25 protein-coding genes and 1 tRNA gene are annotated in these 23,661 nt (G+C 66.7%); 19 read left to right on the top strand and 7 right to left on the bottom strand.

Features of this window, described 5'->3' with window-relative positions; all coding sequences use genetic code 11:
• Positions 1–149: 149 nt before the first annotated feature.
• The 7 genes from lysW (at position 150) to argF (ending at position 6,328) form a co-directional block, all read left to right on the top strand.
• Positions 150–314: a lysine biosynthesis protein LysW gene (lysW, locus tag KZ498_RS03780; protein WP_162413528.1), complete on the top strand. Its 165-nt coding sequence runs from the start codon at positions 150–152 to the stop codon at positions 312–314.
• A gap of 84 nt (positions 315–398) precedes the next feature.
• Complete coding sequence (gene lysX / locus KZ498_RS03775; RefSeq protein ID WP_312616917.1) at positions 399–1,295, top strand: lysine biosynthesis protein LysX; 897 nt, start codon at positions 399–401, stop codon at positions 1,293–1,295.
• Positions 1,292–2,329, top strand: coding sequence for an N-acetyl-gamma-glutamyl-phosphate reductase (gene argC / locus KZ498_RS03770; RefSeq protein ID WP_312616915.1), 1,038 nt, complete (start codon positions 1,292–1,294; stop codon positions 2,327–2,329). Before lysX ends, argC begins: the two co-directional genes overlap by 4 nt.
• Before the next feature lie 19 nt (positions 2,330–2,348).
• Positions 2,349–3,248 (top strand): acetylglutamate/acetylaminoadipate kinase, encoded by a 900-nt coding sequence (locus KZ498_RS03765; protein ID WP_312616913.1) that lies wholly within the window; start codon positions 2,349–2,351, stop codon positions 3,246–3,248.
• Positions 3,245–4,372 carry an aspartate aminotransferase family protein gene (locus KZ498_RS03760; protein WP_312616911.1) on the top strand — a complete coding sequence of 376 codons (1,128 nt, stop codon included), beginning with the start codon at positions 3,245–3,247 and terminating at the stop codon, positions 4,370–4,372. The genes KZ498_RS03765 and KZ498_RS03760 overlap by 4 nt, the downstream gene beginning before the upstream one ends.
• On the top strand, positions 4,369–5,430 hold the full coding sequence (locus KZ498_RS03755; protein ID WP_312616910.1) for a [LysW]-lysine hydrolase: 1,062 nt from the start codon (positions 4,369–4,371) through the stop codon (positions 5,428–5,430). Before KZ498_RS03760 ends, KZ498_RS03755 begins: the two co-directional genes overlap by 4 nt.
• A 1-nt stretch (position 5,431) precedes the next feature.
• On the top strand, positions 5,432–6,328 hold the full coding sequence (argF, locus tag KZ498_RS03750; RefSeq protein ID WP_312616909.1) for an ornithine carbamoyltransferase: 897 nt from the start codon (positions 5,432–5,434) through the stop codon (positions 6,326–6,328).
• Between the two features lie 158 nt (positions 6,329–6,486).
• On the opposite strand, the gene KZ498_RS03745 is transcribed toward argF, so the two are convergent.
• Together KZ498_RS03745 and KZ498_RS03740 are read right to left on the bottom strand one after the other, a co-directional pair.
• On the bottom strand, positions 6,487–7,230 hold the full coding sequence (locus KZ498_RS03745; RefSeq protein WP_312616908.1) for an SDR family oxidoreductase: 744 nt from the start codon (positions 7,228–7,230) through the stop codon (positions 6,487–6,489).
• 76 nt (positions 7,231–7,306) lie between these two features.
• The gene (locus tag KZ498_RS03740; RefSeq protein ID WP_312616906.1) at positions 7,307–8,284 is read right to left on the bottom strand and encodes an orotate phosphoribosyltransferase; all 978 of its coding nucleotides are present in this window, start codon (positions 8,282–8,284) and stop codon (positions 7,307–7,309) included.
• Between the two features lie 521 nt (positions 8,285–8,805).
• On the opposite strand from KZ498_RS03740, the gene KZ498_RS03735 reads away from it, so the two are divergent.
• From KZ498_RS03735 to KZ498_RS03725, 3 genes are all read left to right on the top strand, one after another.
• Positions 8,806–9,195: a helix-turn-helix domain-containing protein gene (locus KZ498_RS03735; protein WP_312616905.1), complete on the top strand. Its 390-nt coding sequence runs from the start codon at positions 8,806–8,808 to the stop codon at positions 9,193–9,195.
• 73 nt (positions 9,196–9,268) lie between these two features.
• The gene (gene thrC, locus KZ498_RS03730; protein ID WP_396276092.1) at positions 9,269–10,648 is read left to right on the top strand and encodes a threonine synthase; all 1,380 of its coding nucleotides are present in this window, start codon (positions 9,269–9,271) and stop codon (positions 10,646–10,648) included.
• Positions 10,649–10,814: 166 nt separating this feature from the next.
• On the top strand, positions 10,815–11,489 hold the full coding sequence (locus tag KZ498_RS03725) for a DUF4166 domain-containing protein (protein ID WP_312617348.1): 675 nt from the start codon (positions 10,815–10,817) through the stop codon (positions 11,487–11,489).
• Positions 11,490–11,541: 52 nt separating this feature from the next.
• On the opposite strand, the gene KZ498_RS03720 is transcribed toward KZ498_RS03725, so the two are convergent.
• On the bottom strand, positions 11,542–11,940 hold the full coding sequence (locus KZ498_RS03720) for a hypothetical protein (protein ID WP_312616901.1): 399 nt from the start codon (positions 11,938–11,940) through the stop codon (positions 11,542–11,544).
• A gap of 211 nt (positions 11,941–12,151) precedes the next feature.
• On the opposite strand from KZ498_RS03720, the gene KZ498_RS03715 reads away from it, so the two are divergent.
• Entirely contained in the window at positions 12,152–13,327 is a 1,176-nt protein-coding gene (locus KZ498_RS03715; protein ID WP_312616899.1) for an aspartate kinase, read from the top strand.
• A gap of 4 nt (positions 13,328–13,331) precedes the next feature.
• On the opposite strand, the gene fer is transcribed toward KZ498_RS03715, so the two are convergent.
• The 3 genes from fer to KZ498_RS03700 form a co-directional block, all read right to left on the bottom strand.
• Positions 13,332–13,985 (bottom strand): ferredoxin Fer, encoded by a 654-nt coding sequence (gene fer / locus KZ498_RS03710; protein WP_312616897.1) that lies wholly within the window; start codon positions 13,983–13,985, stop codon positions 13,332–13,334.
• 87 nt (positions 13,986–14,072) lie between these two features.
• Positions 14,073–14,771 (bottom strand): YfcE family phosphodiesterase, encoded by a 699-nt coding sequence (locus KZ498_RS03705; protein ID WP_312616895.1) that lies wholly within the window; start codon positions 14,769–14,771, stop codon positions 14,073–14,075.
• 82 nt (positions 14,772–14,853) lie between these two features.
• Complete coding sequence (locus KZ498_RS03700) at positions 14,854–15,465, bottom strand: IMP cyclohydrolase (protein ID WP_312616894.1); 612 nt, start codon at positions 15,463–15,465, stop codon at positions 14,854–14,856.
• 168 nt (positions 15,466–15,633) lie between these two features.
• Between KZ498_RS03700 and KZ498_RS03695 the strand changes: the two genes are divergently transcribed.
• Positions 15,634–15,706: transfer RNA gene (locus KZ498_RS03695), tRNA-Gln, on the top strand.
• A gap of 124 nt (positions 15,707–15,830) precedes the next feature.
• Positions 15,831–16,262 (top strand): universal stress protein, encoded by a 432-nt coding sequence (locus KZ498_RS03690; protein ID WP_312616892.1) that lies wholly within the window; start codon positions 15,831–15,833, stop codon positions 16,260–16,262.
• Between the two features lie 106 nt (positions 16,263–16,368).
• Here KZ498_RS03690 and KZ498_RS03685 read toward each other — a convergent pair whose 3' ends face one another.
• On the bottom strand, positions 16,369–17,562 hold the full coding sequence (locus KZ498_RS03685) for an inorganic phosphate transporter (protein WP_312616891.1): 1,194 nt from the start codon (positions 17,560–17,562) through the stop codon (positions 16,369–16,371).
• A 160-nt stretch (positions 17,563–17,722) separates the two neighbouring features.
• Between KZ498_RS03685 and KZ498_RS03680 the strand changes: the two genes are divergently transcribed.
• The 6 genes from KZ498_RS03680 to KZ498_RS03655 all read left to right on the top strand — a co-directional run bounded on the left by KZ498_RS03680 (position 17,723) and on the right by KZ498_RS03655 (position 23,629).
• Positions 17,723–18,895, top strand: coding sequence for a BMP family protein (locus KZ498_RS03680; protein WP_396276091.1), 1,173 nt, complete (start codon positions 17,723–17,725; stop codon positions 18,893–18,895).
• 89 nt (positions 18,896–18,984) lie between these two features.
• Complete coding sequence (locus tag KZ498_RS03675; protein ID WP_312616888.1) at positions 18,985–20,541, top strand: ABC transporter ATP-binding protein; 1,557 nt, start codon at positions 18,985–18,987, stop codon at positions 20,539–20,541.
• Entirely contained in the window at positions 20,538–21,818 is a 1,281-nt protein-coding gene (locus KZ498_RS03670) for an ABC transporter permease (RefSeq protein ID WP_312616887.1), read from the top strand. The genes KZ498_RS03675 and KZ498_RS03670 overlap by 4 nt, the downstream gene beginning before the upstream one ends.
• 10 nt (positions 21,819–21,828) lie before the next feature.
• Entirely contained in the window at positions 21,829–22,875 is a 1,047-nt protein-coding gene (locus tag KZ498_RS03665; protein ID WP_312617346.1) for an ABC transporter permease, read from the top strand.
• 150 nt (positions 22,876–23,025) lie between these two features.
• Entirely contained in the window at positions 23,026–23,424 is a 399-nt protein-coding gene (locus KZ498_RS03660; protein WP_312616886.1) for a type II toxin-antitoxin system death-on-curing family toxin, read from the top strand.
• Positions 23,425–23,458: 34 nt separating this feature from the next.
• Complete coding sequence (locus KZ498_RS03655; RefSeq protein WP_312616885.1) at positions 23,459–23,629, top strand: hypothetical protein; 171 nt, start codon at positions 23,459–23,461, stop codon at positions 23,627–23,629.
• Positions 23,630–23,661 lie beyond the last annotated feature (32 nt).

Genomic DNA, 23,661 nt, shown 5'->3' with positions numbered 1-23,661 from the left:
CGCGGGACAATTATACCAAAATTCTGATATACGATTCAGTAACGTAGCGGATTTGGGCTTTTCATACCATTAGAGTGCAGTCTGTGTAGTAAATTTATTCTGATATGTTCGAAGGCTTTAAGTGTATCCCTGTCACAGGATGAACTACAATGGCAGAATGCATCGAGTGCGGGGCGGACGTGACCCTGCACGACGACCTTGAAGTCGGAGAGATCGTTGACTGTGCCACCTGCGGTGCCGAACTGGAAGTCGTCGGTACCGACCCCGTCGAGCTCGACAGCGCACCCGAGCTCGAAGAGGACTGGGGTGAGTGAGGTGTTCGCGGTCCCGCGGCGCTCGACGCCGTACGTGACCGTGGCGCTCGACGCCGCGAGCCGCGAACCCACGGAGGACTCAGTATGAAAGTCGGACTCCTCTACTCGCGCATCCGCCGGGACGAGAAGCTCCTGCTGTCGGAACTGCGCGAGCGCGACCACGAGATCGAGAAGATAGACGTTCGCAAACAGCAGTTCAACATCCACGAGGCCCCCGAGGCCTTCGACGACCTGGACATCGTCGTCGACCGCTGTCTGGCGACCAGCCGCAGCGTGTACGCGACGAAGTTCGCGGATGCCTACGGCGTCCCCGTGGTCAACGGCCCCGAGGTCGCAAACACCTGCGCGGACAAGGTCAACAACAGCCTCGCGCTGGAGGCCGCGGGCGTGCCGACGCCGAACACCGACGTCGCCTTCACCAAGGACGCGGCGCTTGAGTCCATCGAGAAGTTCGGCTACCCCTGCGTCCTCAAGCCGGTCGTCGGCTCCTGGGGCCGCCTGATGGCGAAGATTGACTCCCGCTCGGCCGCCGAGGCCATCCTCGAACACAAGGAGACGCTCGGCCACTACGAGCACAAGATCTTCTACGTCCAGGAGTTCGTCGACAAACCCGGCCGCGACATGCGCGTGCTGGCCGTCGACGGCGAGCCCATCGCGGCGATGGTCCGCTCCTCGGACCACTGGCTCACCAACGCCGCCAAGGGCGCAGAGACCGCCGAGTTCGAACTGGACGACCGCGCGCTGGAACTGGTCGAGACGGCCTCCGACGCGGTCGGCGGCGGCCTGCTCGGTATCGACTTGATGGAAGTCGGTATCGATAAAGAGAGCGGCGAGTTCGAGGACTACACGGTCCACGAGGTCAACCACACCGTCGAGTTCAAGGCGCTGAACGAGGTCACCGACGTGGACGTGCCCGCGAAGGTCGTCGACTGGCTCGAAGGGAAGGCGGCGACAGCGGCCGACGCCGAGGTGACCGCATGACATATACCGCAAGCGTCGTCGGCGGCTCCGGCTTCACCGGCGGCGAGCTACTTCGCATCCTCGACGGCCACCCCGAGTTCGAACTCGAACAGGCCACCAGCCGCTCGAAGGAGAACAAGACAATCGGGCATTCGCACCCGAACCTCCGGCACTCGGACCTTCGGTTCTCATCGCCGGCGGACCTTGAATCCGTGGACGTGCTGTTCGCCGCGACGCCCCACGGCGTCTCGATGGAACAGGTCGACGCGTTCCAGGAGGCCGCCGGCACGGTCGTGGACCTATCGGCGGACTTCCGCCTCGATACTGAACAGCAGTACGACGAGTGGTACGACGGGCACTCGCGACCTGAACTCCTCGAAGAGAGCGAGTACGCGCTGCCGGAGCTCAACCGCGACAACCTCGAAGGTGCGGAGCTCATCGCCTCCGGCGGCTGTAACGCCACGGCGACCATCCTCGGTCTGCTCCCGCTGTTCGAGGCCGACATCCTGAGCGGCGACGAGCAGGTCGTCGTCGACGTGAAGGTCGGCTCCAGCGAGGGCGGGGCCGGCGGCGGCGAGGCCTCCTCGCATCCGGAGCGCTCGGGCGTCGTCCGCCCGTACGCGCCGACGGGCCACCGCCACGAGGCCGAGATACAGCAGTTCCTCGGCATCGACGTGTCCTTCACCGTCCACGCGGTGGACATGATCCGCGGCGCGAGCGCGACCTGCCACGTCTTTCCCGAACAGCGCGTCTCGAAGGGCGACCTCTGGGGGGCCTACCGCGGCGAGTACGAGGACGAACCGTTCGTCGAACTCGTCGCCGGCGGCGGTGGCGTCTACCGCTACCCCGAGCCCAAGTCGGTCGCGGGGACGAACCGCGCCGAGGTCGGCTTCGAACTCGACCCCGGCAACAGGCGACTGGTCGTGTTCTCGGCCATCGACAACATGATGAAGGGGTCGGCGGGACAGGCCGTCCACGCGGCCAACGTCGCCCTCGGCATCGAAGAGACGGCGGGCCTGGAGTTCCAGGGGCTCCACCCCGTCGGCGCACCGTAACACCTGGAGAGGCTTTTTCATGACAGTAGTTATCAAAGTCGGTGGCGCTCGCGCGGTCGACCCCGCGGGGGCGCTTGCGGACGTGGCATCGTTAGTGGCCGATGGTGAGCGGGTCGTCGTGGTACACGGCGGCTCCACCAAAGTCGACGAGACGCTCGAACGGCTCGGCGTCGAGCCCGAATACGTCGAGACGCCGTCGGGCGTCGTCGGCCGGTTCACGGACGAGACCACGATGGAGGTGTTCGAGATGGCCTTCGGGCATCTCAACACCCAGCTCGTCGCCGGCCTCCAGAGCGAGGGCGTCGACGCGGTCGGACTCAACGGCGTCGACGGCAAACTGCTCTACGGACCGCGCAAATCCGCAGTGCGGGTCGTCGAGGAGGGGAAGAAGAAGATCCGCCGCGGCGACCACTCGGGCACAATCAAACAGGTCAACGGCGACCTGCTGGAGACACTGCTCGGGGACGGCTACACGCCCGTCGCCGCGCCGCCGATGGCGGGTAGTGAGGCGCGAAGCGCCTCGGAAGATTCGAGCGGCGACGAGCCGCGAGAACAGATCATTCCGGTTAACACCGACGCCGACCGCTCGGCCGCGGCGATTGCCGGCGAACTCGACGCGAAGCTGGTGCTGTTGACCGACGTCGAGGGCGTCTACGCGGACCCGGACGACCCGTCGACGCTCATCGAATCGGTCGAGACGGCCGCCGACTGGGACGCCCTCGAAGACGCCGCCGAGGGGTTCATGGGCCGGAAAATCATGGCCGCCGAGGAGGCCCTCGACGGCGGCGCACCCGAGGTCGTGGTGGCCGACGCCAACGCCGCCGAGCCGATTCTCTCGGCGCTCGACGGCGGCGGGACCCACGTCCACGCGAGCGCACTCGAACAGGACACAGACCAGACAGCGACGGAGGAACAATGAGCGGATTCGTCTTCAACGAGAAACCCATCCAGATCGAACGTGGCGACGGTGCCTACGTCTACGACGACGGCGGCACAGAGTACCTAGACATGGGCGCGTCCTACGCCTGTGTCCCGCTGGGCCACAAGCACCCGGCGGTCCAGAGCGCCGTCAGCGAGCAGCTAGAGAAGATCACGTACGTCCAGGCGTCGTACCCCAACGCCGAGCGGACGGCGCTGTACGACCTGCTCGCCGACACCGCACCGGACCCCATCGACAAGACCTGGCTCTGTAACTCCGGGACCGAGGCCAACGAGGCCGCGCTGAAGTTCGCCCGGTCGGCTACCGGGAACTCAAAGATAGTCGCGACGATGCAGGGCTTCCACGGCCGGACGATGGGGGCGCTGGCGACCACGTGGAAGAACAAGTACAAGAAGCCCTACGAGCCGCTCATCGGCGACGTGGAGTTCGTCCCCTACGACGACAGCGAGGCACTGGCCGAGGCCGTCGACGAGGACACCGCCGCGTTCATCGTCGAACCCGTCCAGGGCGAGGGCGGCATCAACCCCACCTCGGACGGCTACCTCGAAGACGCCCGGGAGATTACCGAAGCGGCCGGGGCCGCGCTCATCTTCGACGAGGTCCAGACCGGTATGGGCAGAACCGGTGCGCTGTGGAACTCCCAGCGGGCCGCCGTCGCGCCGGACATGATAACCGCGGCGAAGGGGCTCGGCAACGGCCTCCCCGTCGGCGCGACGCTGTGCCGGGACTGGATTGCCGAGAACTACGGCTCCCACGCCTCGACGTTCTCCGGCGGCCCGGTCATCTCGGCGGCCGCCGGCGCGACGGTGTCGACTATCATCGAGGACTCCGTGCCCGGGAACGCCGCTGTCATGGGCGATTACCTCCTGACCGAACTGGACGCGGCTATCGGCGACGACGTGCGGGACATCCGCGGCGAGGGCCTGATGATCGGCATCGAGGTCGGTCGCGGGGCGAACGCGGCGCTGAAGGAACTCGCGTTGAACCACCAGGTGCTCGCGCTGCCGGCCGGCCGCACGGTGGTCCGCCTGCTCCCGCCGCTGACTATCGACGAGGCTCACGCCGACGCCGTCGTCGACGCGATGGCGGAGGTGGTCGGATGAGCGAAGCCGCGACGCGCGAGGCCGACACGGAGGCCCGGGACCTGCTCGAGGCGGTCGTCCGCATCCCGTCGGTTTCGCGGAACGAACAGGAGGCGGCCCAGCGGCTCGTCGAGTTCTTCGAGGCACACGGCCGCGAGGCGTGGCTCGACGAGGTCGGCAACGTCCGCGCCCCGGACGACGACGGCGTCCTGCTCACCTCCCACATCGACACCGTCCCGGGCGACATCCCGGTTCGCGTCGAGGAGACCGAGGAGGGCGACGTGCTGTGGGGCCGCGGCAGCGTCGACGCGAAGGGGCCGCTGTGTGCGATGGCCGTCGCGGCCGTCCGGACCGGCGCGTCCTTCGTCGGCGTCGTCGGTGAGGAGGTCGACTCGACGGGTGCCCGGTTCCTCGTCGAGGACCGCGAGACGGCACCCGACGCGGTCATCAACGGCGAACCGTCCGGCTGGGAGGGCATCACGCTCGGCTATCGCGGCCTGCTGGCCGGGACCTACGTCGCGACCAGCGAGTCCGGTCACTCCTCGCGCCCGGAGAACAACGCGATACAGGACGCCATCGACTGGTGGTCGTCGGTCGACGACGAGTTCGACGACGACGAGTGGCATCCGGTGTTCGAGCAGGTCACCTGCAAGCCCGTCGAGTTCGAGGGCGGCCCCTCCACAGACGGGCTCTCCGTCGAGGCAACGATGGACGTGCAACTGCGGGTCCCGCCGGAATACACCACCGACGAGATTCGAGAGATAGCTGACGGCTACCTGACGAACGGGACTGTCAACTGGAACGACAGGGTCGAACCGGTGATGCAGAGCCCCCGGACCAACGTCGCACGGGCGTTCCGGGCCGCGATTCGACAGCACGAGGGGGACCCGACGTTGCTTCGCAAGACCGGCACCAGCGACATGAACGTCTACGCGAAGGCCTGGGACTGTCCGATGGCGACCTACGGTCCCGGCGACTCGGACCTGGACCACGCACCGAACGAGCACCTCCCGCTCGACGAGTACGACCGCTCCGTCGCGGTGCTCGAAACCGCGACCGAACGCCTGCTGGAGGACTGACATGGACATACTCGACGTCGACGACCTCACGACCGACGAACTGACGACCGTCCTCGACCGCGCCGCGGCTATCAAGGCCGACCACGGCGAGGGGAGTACAAGCGACCTGCTCGACCAGCAGACGCTGGGGATGATATTCGAGAAGCCGTCGACGCGAACCCGGGTGTCCTTCGAGACGGGGATGACGCAACTGGGCGGCCACGCCGTGTTCCTCGGGCCCGACGACATCCATCTGGGCCACGGCGAACCAGTCAAGGACACCGCCCGCGCGCTCGGGCGCTACGTCGATTTCATCATGGCCCGCGTGTTCGACCACACCGACGCCGAGGAACTGGCCGAGTACGCCGAGGTCCCGGTCATCAACGGGCTGACCGACGACGCCCACCCCTGCCAGACGCTCGCCGACCTGCTGACGGTCCGCGAGCAGTTCGGCGACTTCGAGGACGTCTCCGTCGCGTGGGTCGGCGACGGCAACAACGTCTGCCAGTCCTTCGTCATCGGCGCGGCGATGGTCGGCCTCGACCTCACCGTCGCCACACCGGAGGGCTACGGCATCTCCGGGGACGTGGCCGACCGCGCCGCCGCCTTCGGCAACGCGCCCGAGACGACCCACAACCCCGAGGCCGCCGTCGCAGACGCCGACGTGGTGTACTCCGACGTGTGGGTCAGCATGGGCCAGGAGGACAAGCGCGGGCAGAAACTCGAGGACTTCGAGGGCTTCCAGATCACGACGGACCTGCTCGGGGACCGGCCGTTCATGCACTGCCTGCCCGCTCACCGCGGCGAGGAGGTCACCGACGACGCCATCGAGTCTGACAACGCCGTCGTCTGGGACCAGGCGGAGAACCGCCTGCACGCCCAGAAGGGGCTGCTCGTATGGCTGTCCGAGCAGGGGTAGGGCTGTTTAGCGGTGGGTGTGCGGAGTGTCCGCGGCCCTCGGCCGCGGTTCACGGAATCGCCGCTGCGGCGATTCCGTCTTTTTCGCCCACGTTTTTGCGCGGGGGTTGAGCGCTCGCCGGCGGCGAGCGCGAGGCCCCCGTCGAAAAAGGTGGTGGGCTAGAAGTGGCTAAATTTGTCCCGACGGAACACGTCGATACTGTTGATTGTCGTCGGGGGCGCCTGTCGCATGGCGAAGGCGATGGCGTCGGCCACCTCCTCGGGTTCGGTCACCTCGCCAGGTTCGAACCGCTCCTCGAAAGGGACCCCTTCCTCGGAGCCGAACTCCGACCGGACCTCGGAGGGATTGACGACGGTGACGCCGATGTCGTCGTCGCCGACCTGGCCGGCGAGGCTGTGGGCGAAGCCCCGAAGCCACCACTTCGTGGCGGCGTAGACGGGATTGAACGGCCGGGGGTACTGACCGGCGAAGCTGCCGACGAACACGAGCGAGCCGGCCTCCTCCCGGAGGTGAGGCAGTGCCTCGCGGGCGGTGTAGAACGCGCCGTCGACGTTGACGTCCATCATCGTCCGGTACTGCTCCTCGGACAGCGTCTCCACGTCCGAGCCGCGGCCGACGCCGGCGTTGACCACGACGCCGTCGAGCGAGCCGAGCGTATCGACGGTGGACTCGACGGCGGCCGTGACCTCTGCCCGGTCGCTGACGTCGGCCGGCACGACGTGGGCGTCGACGCCGTGGTCGGCGGCGATTTCATCGGCCAGGTCGGTGAGGCGGCCCTCCCGGCGGGCAACCAGCGCCACGTCCGCCCCGTCGCGTGCCAGTTTCCGAGCGGTCGCCGCGCCGATACCCGCGCTCGCTCCGGTGACGAGTGCGGTCGTCTCCCCCAGTGGTGGCGAAGTCATGGTCGGACCCACGGGTGTCTCGGGGTTAGCGTTTGGGTCAGGGGGAACCGTCGTGGGGGTGGGCGACCGTCGTGAGTCAGAAAAAGACCGACGAGGCCCGCTTGACGAAGTCGACGGGGTCCGACCTGAACTGTTCGACGTATCTGAGCGGGTCAGATTTGACGGCCTCTATCGACATCTGACCGTTCCTGGCGACGCGGTTCAGATACCCCTGCTGGAGCATCCGGTTTTGCTCCTTGCTGTAGACGGGTTTGCTCGTCTGCATGGCGATCGTCCGCGCCTGGGAGTGTGAGCTCTCGATGAACAGCTTCGCGTCCGAGGACCGGTACACCTCGGCCTTGTACTCGCCGTGATTGCCCGCAGCGACCCGTGTGGCCTTGTCGGGGTACTGCATCATCACCAGCTCGTCGTACTCGATCCCGTGCTCGTCGAGCCAGGCGGCGGTCTCGCTGCGGTACTTTTCGAGCCGACAGGTAACGATCTTCCCGATTGTCACCGAGGGCACGGAGATCGGGTCGGCAGCCGTGATGAACTCCCGGTAGTTCGGCCCGTCGTCGTTCTCCTCGGGCGTCGGGTCACGGCAGAGGATGCCGTCCAAATCGACACAGGACTCCGTGAGGAAGTCGTGGTGCATCATGTTCCACTCGAACACCCTCGGGAACGCCAGGGTCTGGGCGTACGTATCGACGAACCGCTCGGAGCCGTCGTCCACGTACACGGCCCCGTAGTACACGTCTGCGGACAGGTTCAGACCGTCGATTGTCGCCTGTGCGTTGGTCATCTCGTTCCCGGTGTAGACAGTGTCGTCGACGACCAGTATCTTTGAGAACTCCGAGATGTCGAACTCACCGTCGTACCGCTCCCCAGTCTGCAGGAGTCTCCCCGCTCGGAGGCCGTCGATATCCGTCATCGGGAGATTGAGATGCAGCGATAACAGATTCGACACTAACATCCCGCTTCTGGGTATCCCGACGATCAGATCCAGGTCGTCTGGAAGGTCAACGATCCACTCCTGCGTATCGGCACTGAGATGGTCGAAACTCCTGTAATTCATTGGTTTCTGGGATTGGGAAGTATTAGCACTCTCGCCGTAGCGCGGACACCACGAAGAGAAATGCGCTTACTTCTTTTTCAGGTGACACTAGTCGGTGAGTATTAATGCTTTTGATTTATAACTCGTCGTGACAGGCACCTGGAACCGAAAATCGTTCGTGGCCACTCTGGCTCCGTCTCGGGTCAGTTCTCCACCCGAAACAGTCCCCGTCTCGGTGTGTTTGACTACGTAGCTCACGGTACTCTCGTAACAAGTGATACGTTTCACATGCCGACCACATCCCAGTCGTGTGACCGGATGCAGTGATTTTCAACGGCTACCGCTTTGCTGTGGCCCTGACTGCGGGCGGTTCCAGTTGAAATGATGGCCTTTTCGATACGTATGACAACTGTTTGCACGGGTGGTCCCCCGGGCCGCCGTCGGCCGATTCGGAACCGCACGGACCCGGACAGTGACGGTTCGGTAGCGGTGAGGTTGAGGTAACGACCCAGTTTATGCGGGTCGGAGCTATACACGTGGGTATGTCTGTCAACCCGTCTCCGGACCAGTTCCACGACCTGATGGTCGATGACGAACCGGCGCTTTCGGACGTGATTGCCTGTGTGTTCGGCGTCCGGGAACACGAGGTACGGACGTACCAGACGCTGCTTGAGACACCTGCAAGCACCGTCGAGGAACTCGCTGACGAACTCGGACGGGACCGCTCGAACGTCAACCGGTCGCTGTCGACGCTCCGCGAAAAGGGGCTCGCGACACGGGAACGGCGGTTGCTCGACGGCGGCGGCCACGTGTACCAGTACACCGCGACACCGCTGTCGGAGGCCCGCGAGCTGATGCACGAGACACTCGAGGAGTGGACCGCCGCGGTCCATCACCGCATCGACGAGTTCGACGCCAGTCCCGGCGAGTGACAGCGGGCTCCGTGAGGGCGGTCGCCGACTGGCAACCGTCCGACTTTTGCCTGCTGGGGGCGTGGTCCCGACAATGGCTGACCTGGAACTCACCGACGACGTGCCGCCGGCTGCCGACGACGGCGTCTGGCTGGCCTGTATCGAGTGTGGTGAGACGTTCGCTCCCTTCGACGCGATTCGCTACACCTGCGACGACTGTGACGGCCTGCTTGAGGTCCGCTACGCCGACCTGCCGACCTTCGACGAGTTCGAGGGGTCGGGGGTCTGGCGGTACAACGCCGCCCTGCCCTTCGAGGAGGGCGTCACGCTCCCCGAGGGTGACACGCCGCTGCACCGCATGCCGCGCCTGGAGGACGACATCGGCGTCGGTGCGCTGCGCGTGAAACACGAGGGGATGAATCCCACCGGCTCGTTCAAGGACCGCGGCATGACCGTCGGCGTCCGGGTCGCCCAGGAGGTCGGCGTCAACCGACTCGCCTGTGCCTCGACGGGGAACACCTCCGCGGCGCTTGCGGCCTACGGCGCACGCGGTGGGATGGAGACGCTCGTGCTCCTGCCCGCCGGGAAGGTCGCGGCCGGCAAGATCGCACAGGCGAGCCTCCACCGCGCGCGGATTCTGGAGGTCGACGGCAACTTCGACCAGTGTCTCGACATCGTCCAGGACCTCGCCGCCCGCGGCGAGGCCTACCTGCTGAACTCGCTGAACCCCTTCCGCCTCGAGGGACAGAAGACCATCGGGCTGGAGATCATGGAGGAGTTCTACGCCGACCACGGCGAGTACCCGGACCGCATCGTCCTGCCCGTCGGCAACGCCGGCAACACCGCGGCGCTGTACAAGTGCTTCCGTGAACTCGTCAAGGCCGGCGCGATAACCGAAGACCAGGTGCCCAAGCTCACCGGTGTCCAGGCCGACGGGGCCGCCCCGATGGTCGAGGCCATCGAGGAGGGGTACGAGGACACCCGCCGCTGGGAGGACGTCGAGACCCGTGCGACCGCTATTCGCATCGGCAATCCGGTCAACGCGCCGAAGGCGCTGCCCGGCATCCGGGAGACCGGCGGCACCGCCGTCGCCGTCTCCGACGAGGAGATCACCGAGGCACAGCGCGACATCGCCGGGGAAGGCGTCGGCGTCGAACCGGCCTCCGCCGCCTCCGTCGCCGGTCTCCGGAAACTCCGCCGCGAGGGCGTCGTCCATGGAGACGAGTCGGTCGTCTGCCTGACGACGGGCCACCTGCTCAAAGACCCCGACGCGGCCGCCGAGGCTGGCAACGCGCCGGAGCCGGTCGAAAACAGCACCGAGGCCGTGCTGGAACTCATCGAGGAACCGTCGTCAGTCGGCAAACGAGTACGGCAACAGGCGGCGAAGGCCGTCGACTCGCCGCTGGTCCCGGCGCTGGTTGCCGGCGGCCTGGGCCTCGCGTATCTCTCCCGGAAATTCCGGTCGAAAGAGTAACCCGGCACTGCGGCTGTCTCGACTGGAACCGCTTTTGTCACCGCCCAGCAGAAATATCTATCCGGCCTGGGAACACGGAGCCGATGGACGCACAGACGAGAACCGCGGTGGGACCGTCGACGCAGGGTCCCGCCACCGGGGCGCCGACGCCGGGCCGGGTGGCGCTGTGACGGGCGTCTACGAGCGGGCGCTGGGCGAGGCCGCGGCCGACCTCCATCCGAAGGTCCGCGACCGGTACAGCCTCGCTCCAGACGAGGGGACGGTCTGTGTCGGCCGCGGCGAGATGGACATCACCCGCGGGACGCTGGTCCTGCCGGCGCTGTACGCGATGACCGCCCAGAACATGCTGTTTCCCGAATCCGGCGAGGCCGTGCCGTTCTCGGTGACGACGGTGGCCTACACGACCGACGGCGGTCACGAGGCCATGACGACCCGCCGCGCCTTCGACTTCGGCGACACTACCCGCCTGTTCGACTCTCTGACCGTCTGGGACGCCGAAGCCGGGCGGCTGCTTGACTTCCTCGGGACACACGGCCGGGTCGCCAGCGAACTCCACCCGCGGGTCGAGGACGGCGCGCTCGTGGTCGCCGGCGGCCGGCAGTGGGCCCGGCTGGGCAGCCGCTACGTTCCCCTGCCGGGACCGCTGGCCGCCGACCTCGAGGTCCGTGACCGCTACGACGAGGACGGCGGTCGGTACCACGTCACCGCGACCGTCGAGAACGACCTCGTGGGCCACGTCCTCGGCTACCGCGGAACCTTCACGCAGGAACAGACCGTCGGTGAGGGCACGCCCGACGAGTTACGCATCGTCCGCGGACTCGACAGACTGCCGCCACGATGAACGACCGGGCTGGCCAGCCGTAGCGGTGCCGTCACAGACCTGTCCGCGGCGGTCAGTGCTCCGCTCGCTCCGGCTCTAACCGGTACCGCGTCGTCTCCTGCCCGTCGAACCGGGGGCCGTTTCCGGTGGAGGTGAACCCGACCGCCTCGACAGCGGCCCGGACCTGTGCTTCGTCTTCCGGTAGCAGGAGTTCGACCGTCATGTGTTCCCGGCGAGCGAACTCGATGGGGTCGGTCAGGAGTTCCTCACAGGCGTCGCTGGACCCGGCCAGCTGTGTCACGTGGACGGTCCCACGCTCGGCGTCGAAGCTCACGAACCCCACAATGTCGTCGTCGGCCTCGGCCACGCGGACGGTGCGGTCGTGGACGAGGTTCCGCATCACGTCCGGCGGCCCGTCGGCGAGGGCGGCCAGTCGCTCGGCGTCGTCCTCGACAGCGTCGCGGATATTCATGTATGTGTGTGAGAACCCCATGCAAATAAACGGTGTGTCGGCGGCAGCCGGCCGCTTCGAGCTTTGTGCGCTGCCGTGGCGCCACGTCTTCACACGACGGAATCTGCCGGGCATCGTCGACAGCGACGCGCGGTCACAGATGAACACAGTTATCCCGAGCGACGGAGAACGCGAGGGCAATGACTCACGTACACACAGATAGGGTGGCAGCATGCGCGTAGTCGCCAAGTTCGGTGGGACGAGCCTCGGCAGCGGCGACCGTATCAACCGGGCCGCGGACTCGATCGCTGCTGCCGTCCAGCAGGGCCACGAGGTCGCGGTCGTCGCCTCGGCGATGGGCAACACGACCGACGAACTGCTCGAGGAGATCAACTACGACGCCGACTCCGCGGACCGCGCGGAGATCGTCTCGATGGGCGAACGGACCTCCGTCAGGATGCTCAAGGGCGCGCTCGCCGCCCGCGGCATCGAGGCCGTCTTCCTCGAACCCGGCAGCGAGGACTGGCCGATCATCACCGACGAGTACGGCGAGGTCGACGTCGAGGAGACACAGAAACGCGCCCACGCGCTGGCCGGCCAGCTCAAGGACGTCGTCCCGGTCATCACCGGGTTCCTGGCGGAGGACCACCAGGGCAACGTGACGACGCTCGGCCGTGGCGGCTCCGACACGAGCGCCGTGATGATGGGCGACTACATGGACGCCGACGAAGTCGTCATCGTCACCGACGTCGAGGGCGTCATGACCGGCGACCCCCGCGTCGTCGAGGGCGCTCGCAACGTCGGCAAGATCTCCGTCGACGAGCTCCGGTCGCTGTCGTTCCGCGGGGCCGAGGTGGTCGCGCCGTCGGCGCTGTCGTACAAGACCGGCGACCTGGGCGTCCGTGTCGTCCACTACCAGCACGGTGACCTGCTCTCCGGTGGCACGTCCATCGAGGGCGAGTTCCAGAACCTCATCGACCTGCAGGAACAGCCCATCGCCTGCGTGACCGTCGCCGGCCGCGCCATCCGGAACAGCCCGGGCATCCTCGCGGACCTGTCCACCGCTATCGCGGACGAGGATATCAACATCGAGGCCAACTCCTCGGGGATGGACTCGCTGACGTTCTACGTCGACGAAGACGACGCCGAGGAGGCCGAGGCGCTGTTGCACGCCCGCATCGTCGACGACGAGACGCTCTCGTCGGTCACCGTCGAGGACGAGATTGCCGTCATCCGCGTCACCGGCGGCGACCCGAGCCAGTCGGCGCTTGCCCACCAGGTCGTCGCACCGCTGGCCAATGCCCACATCCACCTCTACGACGTGATTACGTCCGCGACGTCGGTCTCCGTGTTCGTCCCGTGGGAGGACCGCGAACAGGCCCTCTCGCTCGTCCAGGACGTGTTCTGAGTTTTTAATCGGTTGAAGACGCCTGTTCGAACCGGCTCGCTGGCAGCAGTAGTTCGCTGACCTCGGGGAGGTGTTTCAGGTTGTAGACGATCTTCGCGTCGTCCGAGACCGGTGCGGCGATACACGACAGCCGAATCCCCTTCTCTGTGAGGTCGGGCGGGAGGATGTGACTCGCCGGCGACGGCATCTCGCCGTCGACGACCGCGACCGCGCAGTTCGTACACGCGCCGCCCCGACAGGCGAAGGGCCACGCGAACCCGTTCTTCTCGGCCGCCTCCAGCAGCGTGTCGTTCGGGTCGACGTAGAACCGCCCGAAGTCGGTCGAGCGAAGGCCCGCGTCGGCCGCCTTCTCGAACAGGTCCTCGTCGTCGAGCGCCCAGCCGTGGTCCTCCAGCACCTCGAAGTTGAGAAACTCCACCAGCGGGTCCTCCGGCTCCGGCGGGCTTTCGGGCTCGGGCTCCGGCGTCTCGTCGGGAATCGGGTCCCCGGGCTCGTATCCGTTCTGCAGTCGCTCGTAGGCCGTCTTGACCGCCTGGAACTCGGCCGTCGACCCGCCCTGGTCCGGGTGTGCCTCCTTGACTCGCTCGCGGTAGGCGTCGACTATCTCCCCGTCGTCGGCGTCCGGCTCGATTCCGAGGACCTCGAATGGGGACTCCACACCCCACAGTAGCGGTCACGCACATAAATCCTCTCGTCCCGCTGCAGTATCTGCAGGCTGCCGGCGACGGACGACCCGTCTGTGTGACTACCGGCCCTGCGTCAACCGGGAGCCGATCTCCCGCGGGAGGCCGGCGTCCTCGACCGCGTCGATGACCGCGCCGGTGTCGTACTCCACGCGGCGCTCGTCGACAGTCAGGTCCGCGAGGTCGAGCACGGCGTAGGCGGCCCGGTGGTCCCTGTCGCGGGGCTGGCCCACGCTGCCGGGGTTCATGACGACCCCGTCGTCGTACACCTCGTGGTGTTGCTGGTGTGTGTGTCCCATCACGAGCACGTCCTCGTCGCCCAGCAGGTCCGGGCCGAACTCCCCGGGGAACGTGTAGTGGTCCGGGTCGTCCGGATGACCGTGGACGAGCTTCACCCGGCCGTCACGCACCCGTCGCTCGTCTGGCAGGGCCGCCAGCCATGCCAGCTGCTCGTCGGACAGCTGTTCCGTGGCGTGTTCGACGCCGGCCTGTGCCATCCCGTTGAAGACAAAGGGCGTCTCGCCGGCGACGGCTCTGTCGTGGTTTCCCATCACTGTCGGAACTTCCTCGGTCGGCCAGGGAACGTCCGCCGGGAGTGTGTCGGCGTGCCCGCGCATTGCGTCCACACAGTCGCCGTGCCAAGGGTTGTAGCCGACCACGTCGCCGGCACAGACCAGCCCGTCGACCGGCGGCATGTCCGCGAGCACCGCCGCCAGCGCCACCCGGTTGCCGTGGATATCGGAGAGTATGCCCAGCTTCATTGCCAAGGTCTAGTCTCTGCGGGGCCTTGAGTGTCGGTACTGACTCGGTATCTGTGTCCGCCCGGCCTTCACCGGTAGCCGTTCACTCGCCGCCGTTGTGCACTGCCACGTCGAACTCGCCCGCCGACCCCGCGACGCCGGCCGAACAGACGGCGTGTTCGTACTCGTGGTCGTACACCTCGCGGGCCGCCCCGCCGGCGTCGGTCGCAGCCAGGTCGAACGCTGTCGGACTGTCCTCTTCGTAGGTCGCCACCAGCGTCGGCTCGGTAACTTCCTCGACGAGCAGGGCGTCACGGCGGACGGTCCCGATGACCGCGCCCGGTCCGTCGGCGGTCGTCGTCGGGTCCGCCGCGTCGACGCCGACGATGCCGGCGACCCGCGGCGTGTCGTAGTCGTCCTTCTCGAAATCGAGCGACAGAAGCGGCTCCGCGATGGCGTCCCGCGCCGGATAGCCCAGTTCGAGCTTTTCCGCGATGGGGTCGACGTGCGAGCCGTTCCCGACGACGGCGCCGCGCTCGGTGACGCGCACGCCGTTGTAGGAGATGTAGGGGTTGTCCGTCTCCGGGGCGTCCGGTGTCGGCTCGACGGTCACCGTGCCGTCGCGCTGTACTGCCTGGCGGTTGGGGAACGAGCGCGAGGAGACGCGGTACGCGCCGACCTCGGGACTGACGACGACGAATCGTCCGACGTACATACGCGAGTGTGGACGACAGGCCGAAAAAGCGCTGTCGATGTCTCGCCGCGGGCCGGACGTGGCGCTGTTGCCCTCTGAGGAACGGTTGTGCGGCCTGCTGACACGCTTCATGTCCGACCGAATCGCGCAACGCTTACAAGGGGGCACCCGATACTGTAGAGTGCGCACAGTCCATTGGGGTAGTGGCCAATCCTGAAGCCTTCTGGGGGCTTCGACCCTGGTTCGAATCCAGGATGGACTATTTCTGTGGTGAGTCAGTCCGGGAGCAAGCGGTGTGAATCCTCACTCGAACGCCGGTCAGGAGCAACTGTCCCGAGACGCACCCTCGCCACTGGCTACTTATAGCTCCCTTCCAGAGAGAACATATGACACCGACGCACGTCCTCGTCCCGCTTGACGGTTCGCCGCTGGCCGACGAGGCGCTGACGTACGCGCTAGAGACGTTCGACTGTCGGATTACTGTGTTGAACGTCGTTGCCCCGCTCGATACGGGGATGAGCGAAGGCGGCATGCTCGAACCGGACGCGGACCGCCGGGCGGCGGCCGACGAGCGGGCCACGAACCTCGTCGACAGGGCGTCACAGCAGGCCAGCGAGGTCGGTCGAGAGGTCGAGACGGCCGTCGAGACCGGTGACCCGGCCGAGACGATTCTGGGCTACGTCGAGGAGACCGACGTTGACCAGGTGGTGATGGGTGGCCACGGCGGGACGCGAAACGAGATCGCCCGGCGGCTGCTGGGGACCGTTGCGACGGCGGTCGTCAGCGAAGCGCCGGTGACGGTGACGGTCGTCCGATAGCGCCGCGGACGGTGACGGTCGTCCGATAGCGCCGCAGATGGACCGTCGCAGGTCGGTTCCAGCTGTCGGCAGCCCGGACGACCACCGCTAGATCCACTAGTCCGTATCAGACCTGGCCGCCGAGGGCCGCTTCCAGAACCTGATACATGCCGAAGCCGATCACGACGCTGGTGACGAGCGTGATGAGCCAGAACCCGACAGTCACGCCTATCTTCCGGCGCGAGACGCCGGCGGAGCCGCCGGCCAGGCCGCCGCCGATGACCCCGGAGATGATGATGTTGTTGAACGAGATGGGGATGCCCAGCGCGATGGCGGCCTGGGCGATGATGAAGCCGGGGACCAGCGCCGCGATGGACCGCCGGACGCCGAGTTGCGCGTACTCGCGGGAGGTCGCCTGTAGCAGGCGGGGGGCGCCCATCCACGCCCCGCCGAGGATACCCACTGCACCCAGGCCCAGCAACAAAAGCCCGGGCAGACCGAGTTCGACGCGGTAGAGGTTCTCCAGTGGCCCGGTCGCGAGACCGACCTGACTCCCGCCGCTAGAGAAGGCGACGACGCTGCCGAGGGCGACCAGAAACGTCTTGATGCCCCTATCGACGGAGGCCTGGGTCTGCAGGCGGATATAGTAGAAGCTGCCCGCCGCGAGCAGTAGCGTCGCGGCGACGGCGGCGATATCCGTCCCGGCGACCATCGCGGCGAAGCCGGCCAGCGACCCCTGGCTGGTGCCGGGCGGCGACGGGATGATGCTCAACTGGACGTTGGCGACGATGCCACCGACGACCCCGGCGAGCAGCGGGACCCCGACCGTCTCGGGGATGTCGTCCCGGCGCAACACTGTCGCGGTGAGATAGGCCAGACTCCCCGAGACAGGCGGGACGAGCAGCCAGAAGACCGCGATGCGGCGGTAGGTGTCGAAGACGGGCTGGCCGCCGAGCGAGAGCCCGACGCCGACCATCGCGCCCGTCGTGGCGAACGCCGCCGGAACGGGGTAGCCCGAGTAGATGCCAAACGCCATGAACCCCGTCGCGGTCAGCAGGCCGGCGACGGCTGCGAGCGACGTGATAGTGACCCCGTCGATGAGACCGGCGCCGACCGTCTCCGAGATGCTCCCGCCCTGGGTCAGCGCGCCCAGCGCGGCGAGGATGCCGATGAGGAAGGCGGCGCGCATCGTCGAGATGGCGTTCGCGCCGATAGCGGGTGCGAAGGGCGGCGAGTTGCTGTTGGCCCCGAGTGTCCAGGCCGTCACCAGACCGGTAATCGTCGCGAGGGCGACCAGCGCCCAGAAAACGACGGTGGTCACCGCGTGCGGGGCCCCTTTGAGACCCGCCAGTTGCTGCTGTGTGAATGCGACCGGATTGTCATTGGCAGCCGTTCACACCCAGTACATAAAACGCCCGCGGCGTCGACGCGGCGGAACCTGACTGACTCCGCCTTGCCCTGGTTTGTCGCCGATGTGGCTAATGTGCGACACCGAAGTCTTTAACGCCTATCCACACCGCTGGTGGGACATGTCACAACGGAGACGCACGTTCATCAGCAGTGTCGGCACCGCAACCGCGATCGGATTAGCCGGATGTCTCGGTGGCGACGGCGGCGACGGGAGCGGGGGCGACGGCGGCGACACCGACGGCGACGGCGGCAGCGGGGGCGACGGCGACAGCGGTCCGGCCGCTCGTATCGGCATGGTGTACGCGACGGGCGGCCTGGGCGACGGGTCGTTCAACGATCAGGCCCAGACCGGCGCTATCCGGGCGGCGGAGGAGCTGAACATCGAATACGACGAGTCCCAACCGGAGGCGGTACAGGACTTCGGCAGCCTCCAGCAGCAGTACGCCCAGTCCTCGAACCCGGACTACGACCTGGTCTGTTGTATCGGCTTCCTGCAGGCGGACGCCCTCACGGAGAACGCCGAACAGTACCCGGACCAGAACTTCATGATCGTCGACTCCGTCGTCGAGGCGGACAACGTCGGCTCGTACGTGTTCGGCGAGCATCAGGGCTCGTTCCTCGTCGGTCTGATGGCCGCTCGGCTGTCCAGCCAGGACTTCTCGGCCGGGGCCGGCTCCACGCAAGGTGACTCCACGAACGTCGGCTTCGTCGGCGGCGTCGAGGGCGACCTCATCGGTCGCTTCGAAGCCGGCTACACGGCCGGTGTGAAGTACGCAAACGAGGACGTCGACGTCCAGACGGCCTACGTCGGGGATTTCAACGACCCCTCCGGCGGCCAGGAGGCGGCCCTCTCGATGTACAACTCCGGGGCGGACGTCGTCTACCACGCGGCCGGCAACACCGGGACCGGCGTGTTCCGTGCGGCCCAGGAGGCGGGCCGCTTCGCAATCGGCGTCGACCGCGACCAGTCGGTGACGAAGGACAACTTCAGCGACGTCATCCTCGCGAGCATGGTCAAGCGCGTCGACAACGCGGTGTATACGTCGGTCGAATCGGTCGTCAACGACAACTTCGAGGGCGGCGCCGTGAACACGCTCGGCCTCGAACAGAACGGTGTCGAGGCGGTGTACGGCCAGCAACTCGGCTCGGAGATCCCACAGGACGTCAAAGACGAGGTGTCCGAGGTCCGCCAGAGCATCATCGACGGCGACATCAGCGTGCCGACCGATCCCGACAACGTCTGAATCGCCGCGACCACACGCAGGGACCGCATATTTTTGCCAGACCTGTGGAACCGTGAAGTTAAAACTACGGGCAGTCAACCGCTCTGAGTATGGAACAGGCCGTCCACCTCGATGGCATCACGAAGCGGTTCCCGGGGGTCGTCGCAAACGACGATGTTGACCTGGCGGTCGAGAAGGGGACGGTCCACGCACTGCTCGGCGAGAACGGTGCGGGCAAGACCACCCTGATGAACGTCCTCTACGGGCTCTACGAGCCGACCGAGGGGACGGTCAACGTCCACGGCGAGAAACAGACGTTCAATTCGCCACGCGACGCTATCGACGAGGGCGTCGGCATGATCCACCAGCACTTCATGCTGGTCGATCCGATGACCGTCACCGAGAACATCACGCTCGGGAACGAGCCCCGCAAGTGGCTCGGACTCACGGTCGACCGCGACCAGTCCCGCCAGCAGGTCCGTGACCTGTCCGACCGGTACGGGTTCGACGTGGACCCCGACGCCCGTATCGAGGATGTCGGTGTCGGCGTCCAGCAGCGCGTCGAGATTCTCAAAGCGCTCTACCGCGGCGCAGACGTCCTGATTCTGGACGAACCGACGGCGGTGCTCACGCCACAGGAGGTCGACGACCTCTTTCGCGTCCTCGAAGAGCTGACCGACCAGGGGAAGACGATAATCTTCATCACCCACAAGCTCGGCGAGGCGATGGAGGCTGCCGACGAGATCACCGTCCTGCGCGAGGGGAGAAACGTCGGGACGGTGCCGGCCGACGACATCACCCGGGAGGAACTGGCCGAGATGATGGTCGGCCGCGAGGTGCTGCTCGACCTCGACCGCGAGCCCGCCGAGCCGGGCCAGTCTGTCCTCGACGTCGCGGACCTCGTCGTGGAGGACGACCGGGGCGTCCGCGCCGTCGACGGAATCTCGCTCGAGGTTCGGGCCGGCGAGGTGCTCGGAATCGCCGGCGTCGACGGGAACGGGCAGTCGGAACTGGTCGAGGCTATCACCGGGCTCCAGTTGCCCGACGAGGGGACCATCACGTACGACGGTGTCGACCGGACCACCGACAGCCGCCGGGAGCGCATCGATGCCGGGATGGCCTACATCCCGGAGGACCGTCAGGAGCGGGGGCTGGTGATGGACTTCGACCTCGTCGAGAACGGCCTGCTGGGGAGCCAGCACGCGGCCGACTACACCTCGAACGGGCGCATCGACTGGGACTACACGCGGGACCACGCGGAGGACATAATCGAGGAGTACGACGTACGGCCGCCGGACGCCGACGCCCACGCGAAGTCCCTCTCCGGGGGGAACCAGCAGAAGTTCGTCGTAGGCCGGGAGTTCGCGCGAGACCCCCGCCTGGTCGTCGCATCCCATCCCACCCGCGGCGTCGACGTGGGGTCGATGGAGTTCATCCACGACCGGATCAACGCGCTCCGGGAAGCGGGCCGGGCCGTGTTGCTCATCTCCTCGAACCTCGATGAGGTCCAGTCGCTTTCGGACCGCCTCGCCGTCATCTACGAGGGCGAAATCATCGACATCGTCGATCCCGAGCGCGTGACCGAGGAACAGCTCGGATTGCTGATGGCCGGGCAGCAGCCCGACGCCGTCCCGACCATCGCGGCGGACGGGGAGGGCCGCCGATGAGCGACGACAGCCCGTCGCAAAACGGTGACGACCCGCCGACGCCGGCCCCGGACGACCGGTGGTCACAGTACCGACAGCGCCTCATCAGGCTGGGCCAGACCTCGGTCGGCGAGCGGATTCTGATCGCCGTCTCGGCGCTGTTGCTCTCTATCGTCGTCGGGACGGTCATCGTCACCGCCGCGGGACTGATGGCGACCTGTCGGTCCCCTGTGCTGACGTTTGGCTCCACGACGCTGTGTTACGACCCGTTCTACGTGTTCAACCGGCTGTTCCTCGGCGCGCTGGGTGACCCCTTCGCCGGCGGCTGGTCGCCGCTGAACGCGCAGTTCGCGGCGACGCTCCGGGAGACGACGATTCTGGTGTTCACCGGGCTCTCGGTGGCCTTAGCGTTCCGTGCGGGCATCTTCAACATCGGGACGCAGGGCCAGCTCATCGTCGGCGCGCTGGCGGCCGCACTGGCGGTGCTGTGGGCCGGCTCGCTGGTCTCCGGGGCGCTCGCGCTCGTCCTGTTGATCCCGCTCGGGCTGCTCGCCGGCGCGGTCGGCGGCGGCTTCTACGGTGCGATTCCCGGCGCGCTGAAGGCCTACGCCGACGCGAACGAGGTCATCACCACCATCATGCTCAACTTCGTCGCCGTGCGGGTGACGCTGTATCTCGTCCGGAACCACTTCGCCGACCCGACGAGCCAGGCGACACAGACCCGGACGCTGCCAATCGAGGGGCAGTTCCCCTCTGTTCTGTTCGACCCGCGGACGGACTTCTCCCTGCTCGCGCTCCTGCTCGCAATCGTGTTCGTCGGCGGCGTCTACTACCTGCTCGAACACACGGCCTTCGGCTACGACCTGCGGACCGCCGGCATCCAGCCCGCGGCCGCGGAGTACGGCGGCGTCGACTCCGCCCGGACCATCCTGACGTCGCTGACGCTGTCGGGCGCGCTCGGCGGCGTCGGCGGGGCCGTGTTCGTGATGATGACACTCGGGAAGTTCCAGACCGGCATTCCGAGCTACGGCTTCGACGGCATCACCGTCTCCATCCTCGCCGGCAACAACCCCATCGGGGCCGTCTTCGCCGCGCTTCTCTTCGGCGTCCTCAAGTCCGGGTCGAACGTGGTCGCCTTCGCGACCAACGTGCCGCCACAGCTCGTCGGCGTCCTGCGCGGGCTCATCATCCTGTTCGTCGCCATGCCGGAGTTCTTCCGCATCATCGGCCGTCGGCTCGCGACGGGCGAGCGCGACGGGCAGGCCACCGCGGCCGCGGGAGGTGGTGCCGATGACTAACGGCAGCGCCATGGACCGCCTCCACTCGGCCTCGGGGCGGCTGTTCATCGCCGGCGTGGCGGTCCTCACACTGGTCGCGCTCGCCGGCTTCGGCGTCGTCGCGCCGACGTCGACGCCCGGCCAGATCTTCTGGGTACTGGCCTCGAAGTCGACGCTGTCCTCGACGCTGCGGCTCTCGGTCCCGATTGTGCTGGCCGCGCTCGGGGGCATCTTCGCCGAGAAGAGCGGCGTCATCAACATCGGGCTCGAAGGCCTGCTCATCATCTCGGCCTTCGCGGCCATCTTCGGTGCCGACGCGACCGGCTCGCTGTGGCTCGGCTTCCTCGTCGGCATCGTCGCGTCGACGCTGCTCGCGGGGGTGTTCGCCGCCGTCTGTATCGAGTTCCGCGCCGACCAGATTATCGCCGGGCTGGCCGTCTGGCTCATCGCGCTCGGGCTCGCCCCCTTCGCCTCGCAGGTGTTCTACGGCGGCCCCAACACCCGGAGCGTCGGCACCTTCGACACGATAACGGTCCCGGGACTGGCCGACATCCCCTTCTTCGGCGCGCTGTTCGACGCCTCGCCCGCGGTGTACATCATGTTCGCCGCCGTGGCGGCCTCGTGGTACGTGCTGAACCGCACGACTTTCGGCCGCTGGGTCCGGGCCGCCGGCGAGAACCCGAAGGCGCTGGACACCGCCGGCGTCGACGTGTCCCGCGTCCGCTACGCCGCCGTCCTGCTGTCCGGCGTCCTCTCGGGGATGGGCGGGGCCGCGCTGGCCATCAACATCGGCCAGTTCACCGGCAACGGCCCGACGATGGTCAACGGCAAGGGGTTCATCGCCATCGTCGCCTATCTGTTCGGCAACTACAACCCGGTCGGCGCCTTGCTGTCGACCACGCTGTTTGCCGGTCTCGACGCCGTCCAGCTGCGCCTCCAGACGGCCGACGTGATCGCCGTCCCCGACTCGCTGGTCCAGACCATCCCGTTCGTCGCCGTCATCGTCGTGCTCGCCCTGGTGGGCAAGACCCGCCTGCCCGAGGCCGCCGGCGAGCACTACGAGTCCGGCGAGGAGTAGTCGGAGGATTCGATGTAACTGTTTGCCGAACGACCGCCCGACTGGGCGCAGCCGATACGCACAGTCCTCAAGTGCGTACGCTGATTCGACGACAAGGCCGGATATCGACGATTGAGAAACGTTAACGCGGAGCGTGAGAAATTCAGGTGTGTGACTGCGGATATCGCGTATCCCTCTGTCGAACTCATTCTTGCCATCCACGAACAGATCGTGTCAGAAGGCGACATCACGGAACCGGGTGTTCGGTCGGAGGACGCGATCGAATCCGCACTACAATACATTTCGGAAGGGTTCTTCAGACAGGGTCCTGAGACGATCCATAAAAAAGCGGTCCACCTGATGCGGCTACTCGTTACGGACCATCCATTTGTTGACGGAAACAAGCGAACGGCACTCCGAACCGTGGTCGTCTTCTATATGATGAACGGATATGCGTTCGACTACGGTGATGAAATTCGAGCCCTTTTGCACCGCTTTGCAACTGACGAAGCCGCAGTCGACACAGACACTGCGGTCATCTACTTCCGAGCGTGTGCTCGTCGCAACTGATAAAGGGACACACTGGATAATACTAAACAGAGAAATGGCGTCTAGCACTGATTCCTCGACGGCAGTCGACGACGAGGTCCGCCGGCTGTACGAACGGTATCAGGCGGCCGAAAGCGACGCCGAACGGCGGGAGATAGCCCTCGAGATGGGGAAACTCGATGGACGCCGCCACGCGGAAATCTACGCAGCACTTGAAAACGAGTGAGATGAACTGTTGTACGTTCTCGTGACGGCTGC

This window comes from Haloarcula sp. 1CSR25-25, from assembly GCF_032027985.1.
In the GTDB taxonomy this organism is placed as follows: domain Archaea; phylum Halobacteriota; class Halobacteria; order Halobacteriales; family Haloarculaceae; genus Haloarcula.
The sequence above is the reverse complement of the archived record's forward strand: the minus strand, read 5'-3'. Positions and strand labels throughout refer to the sequence as shown.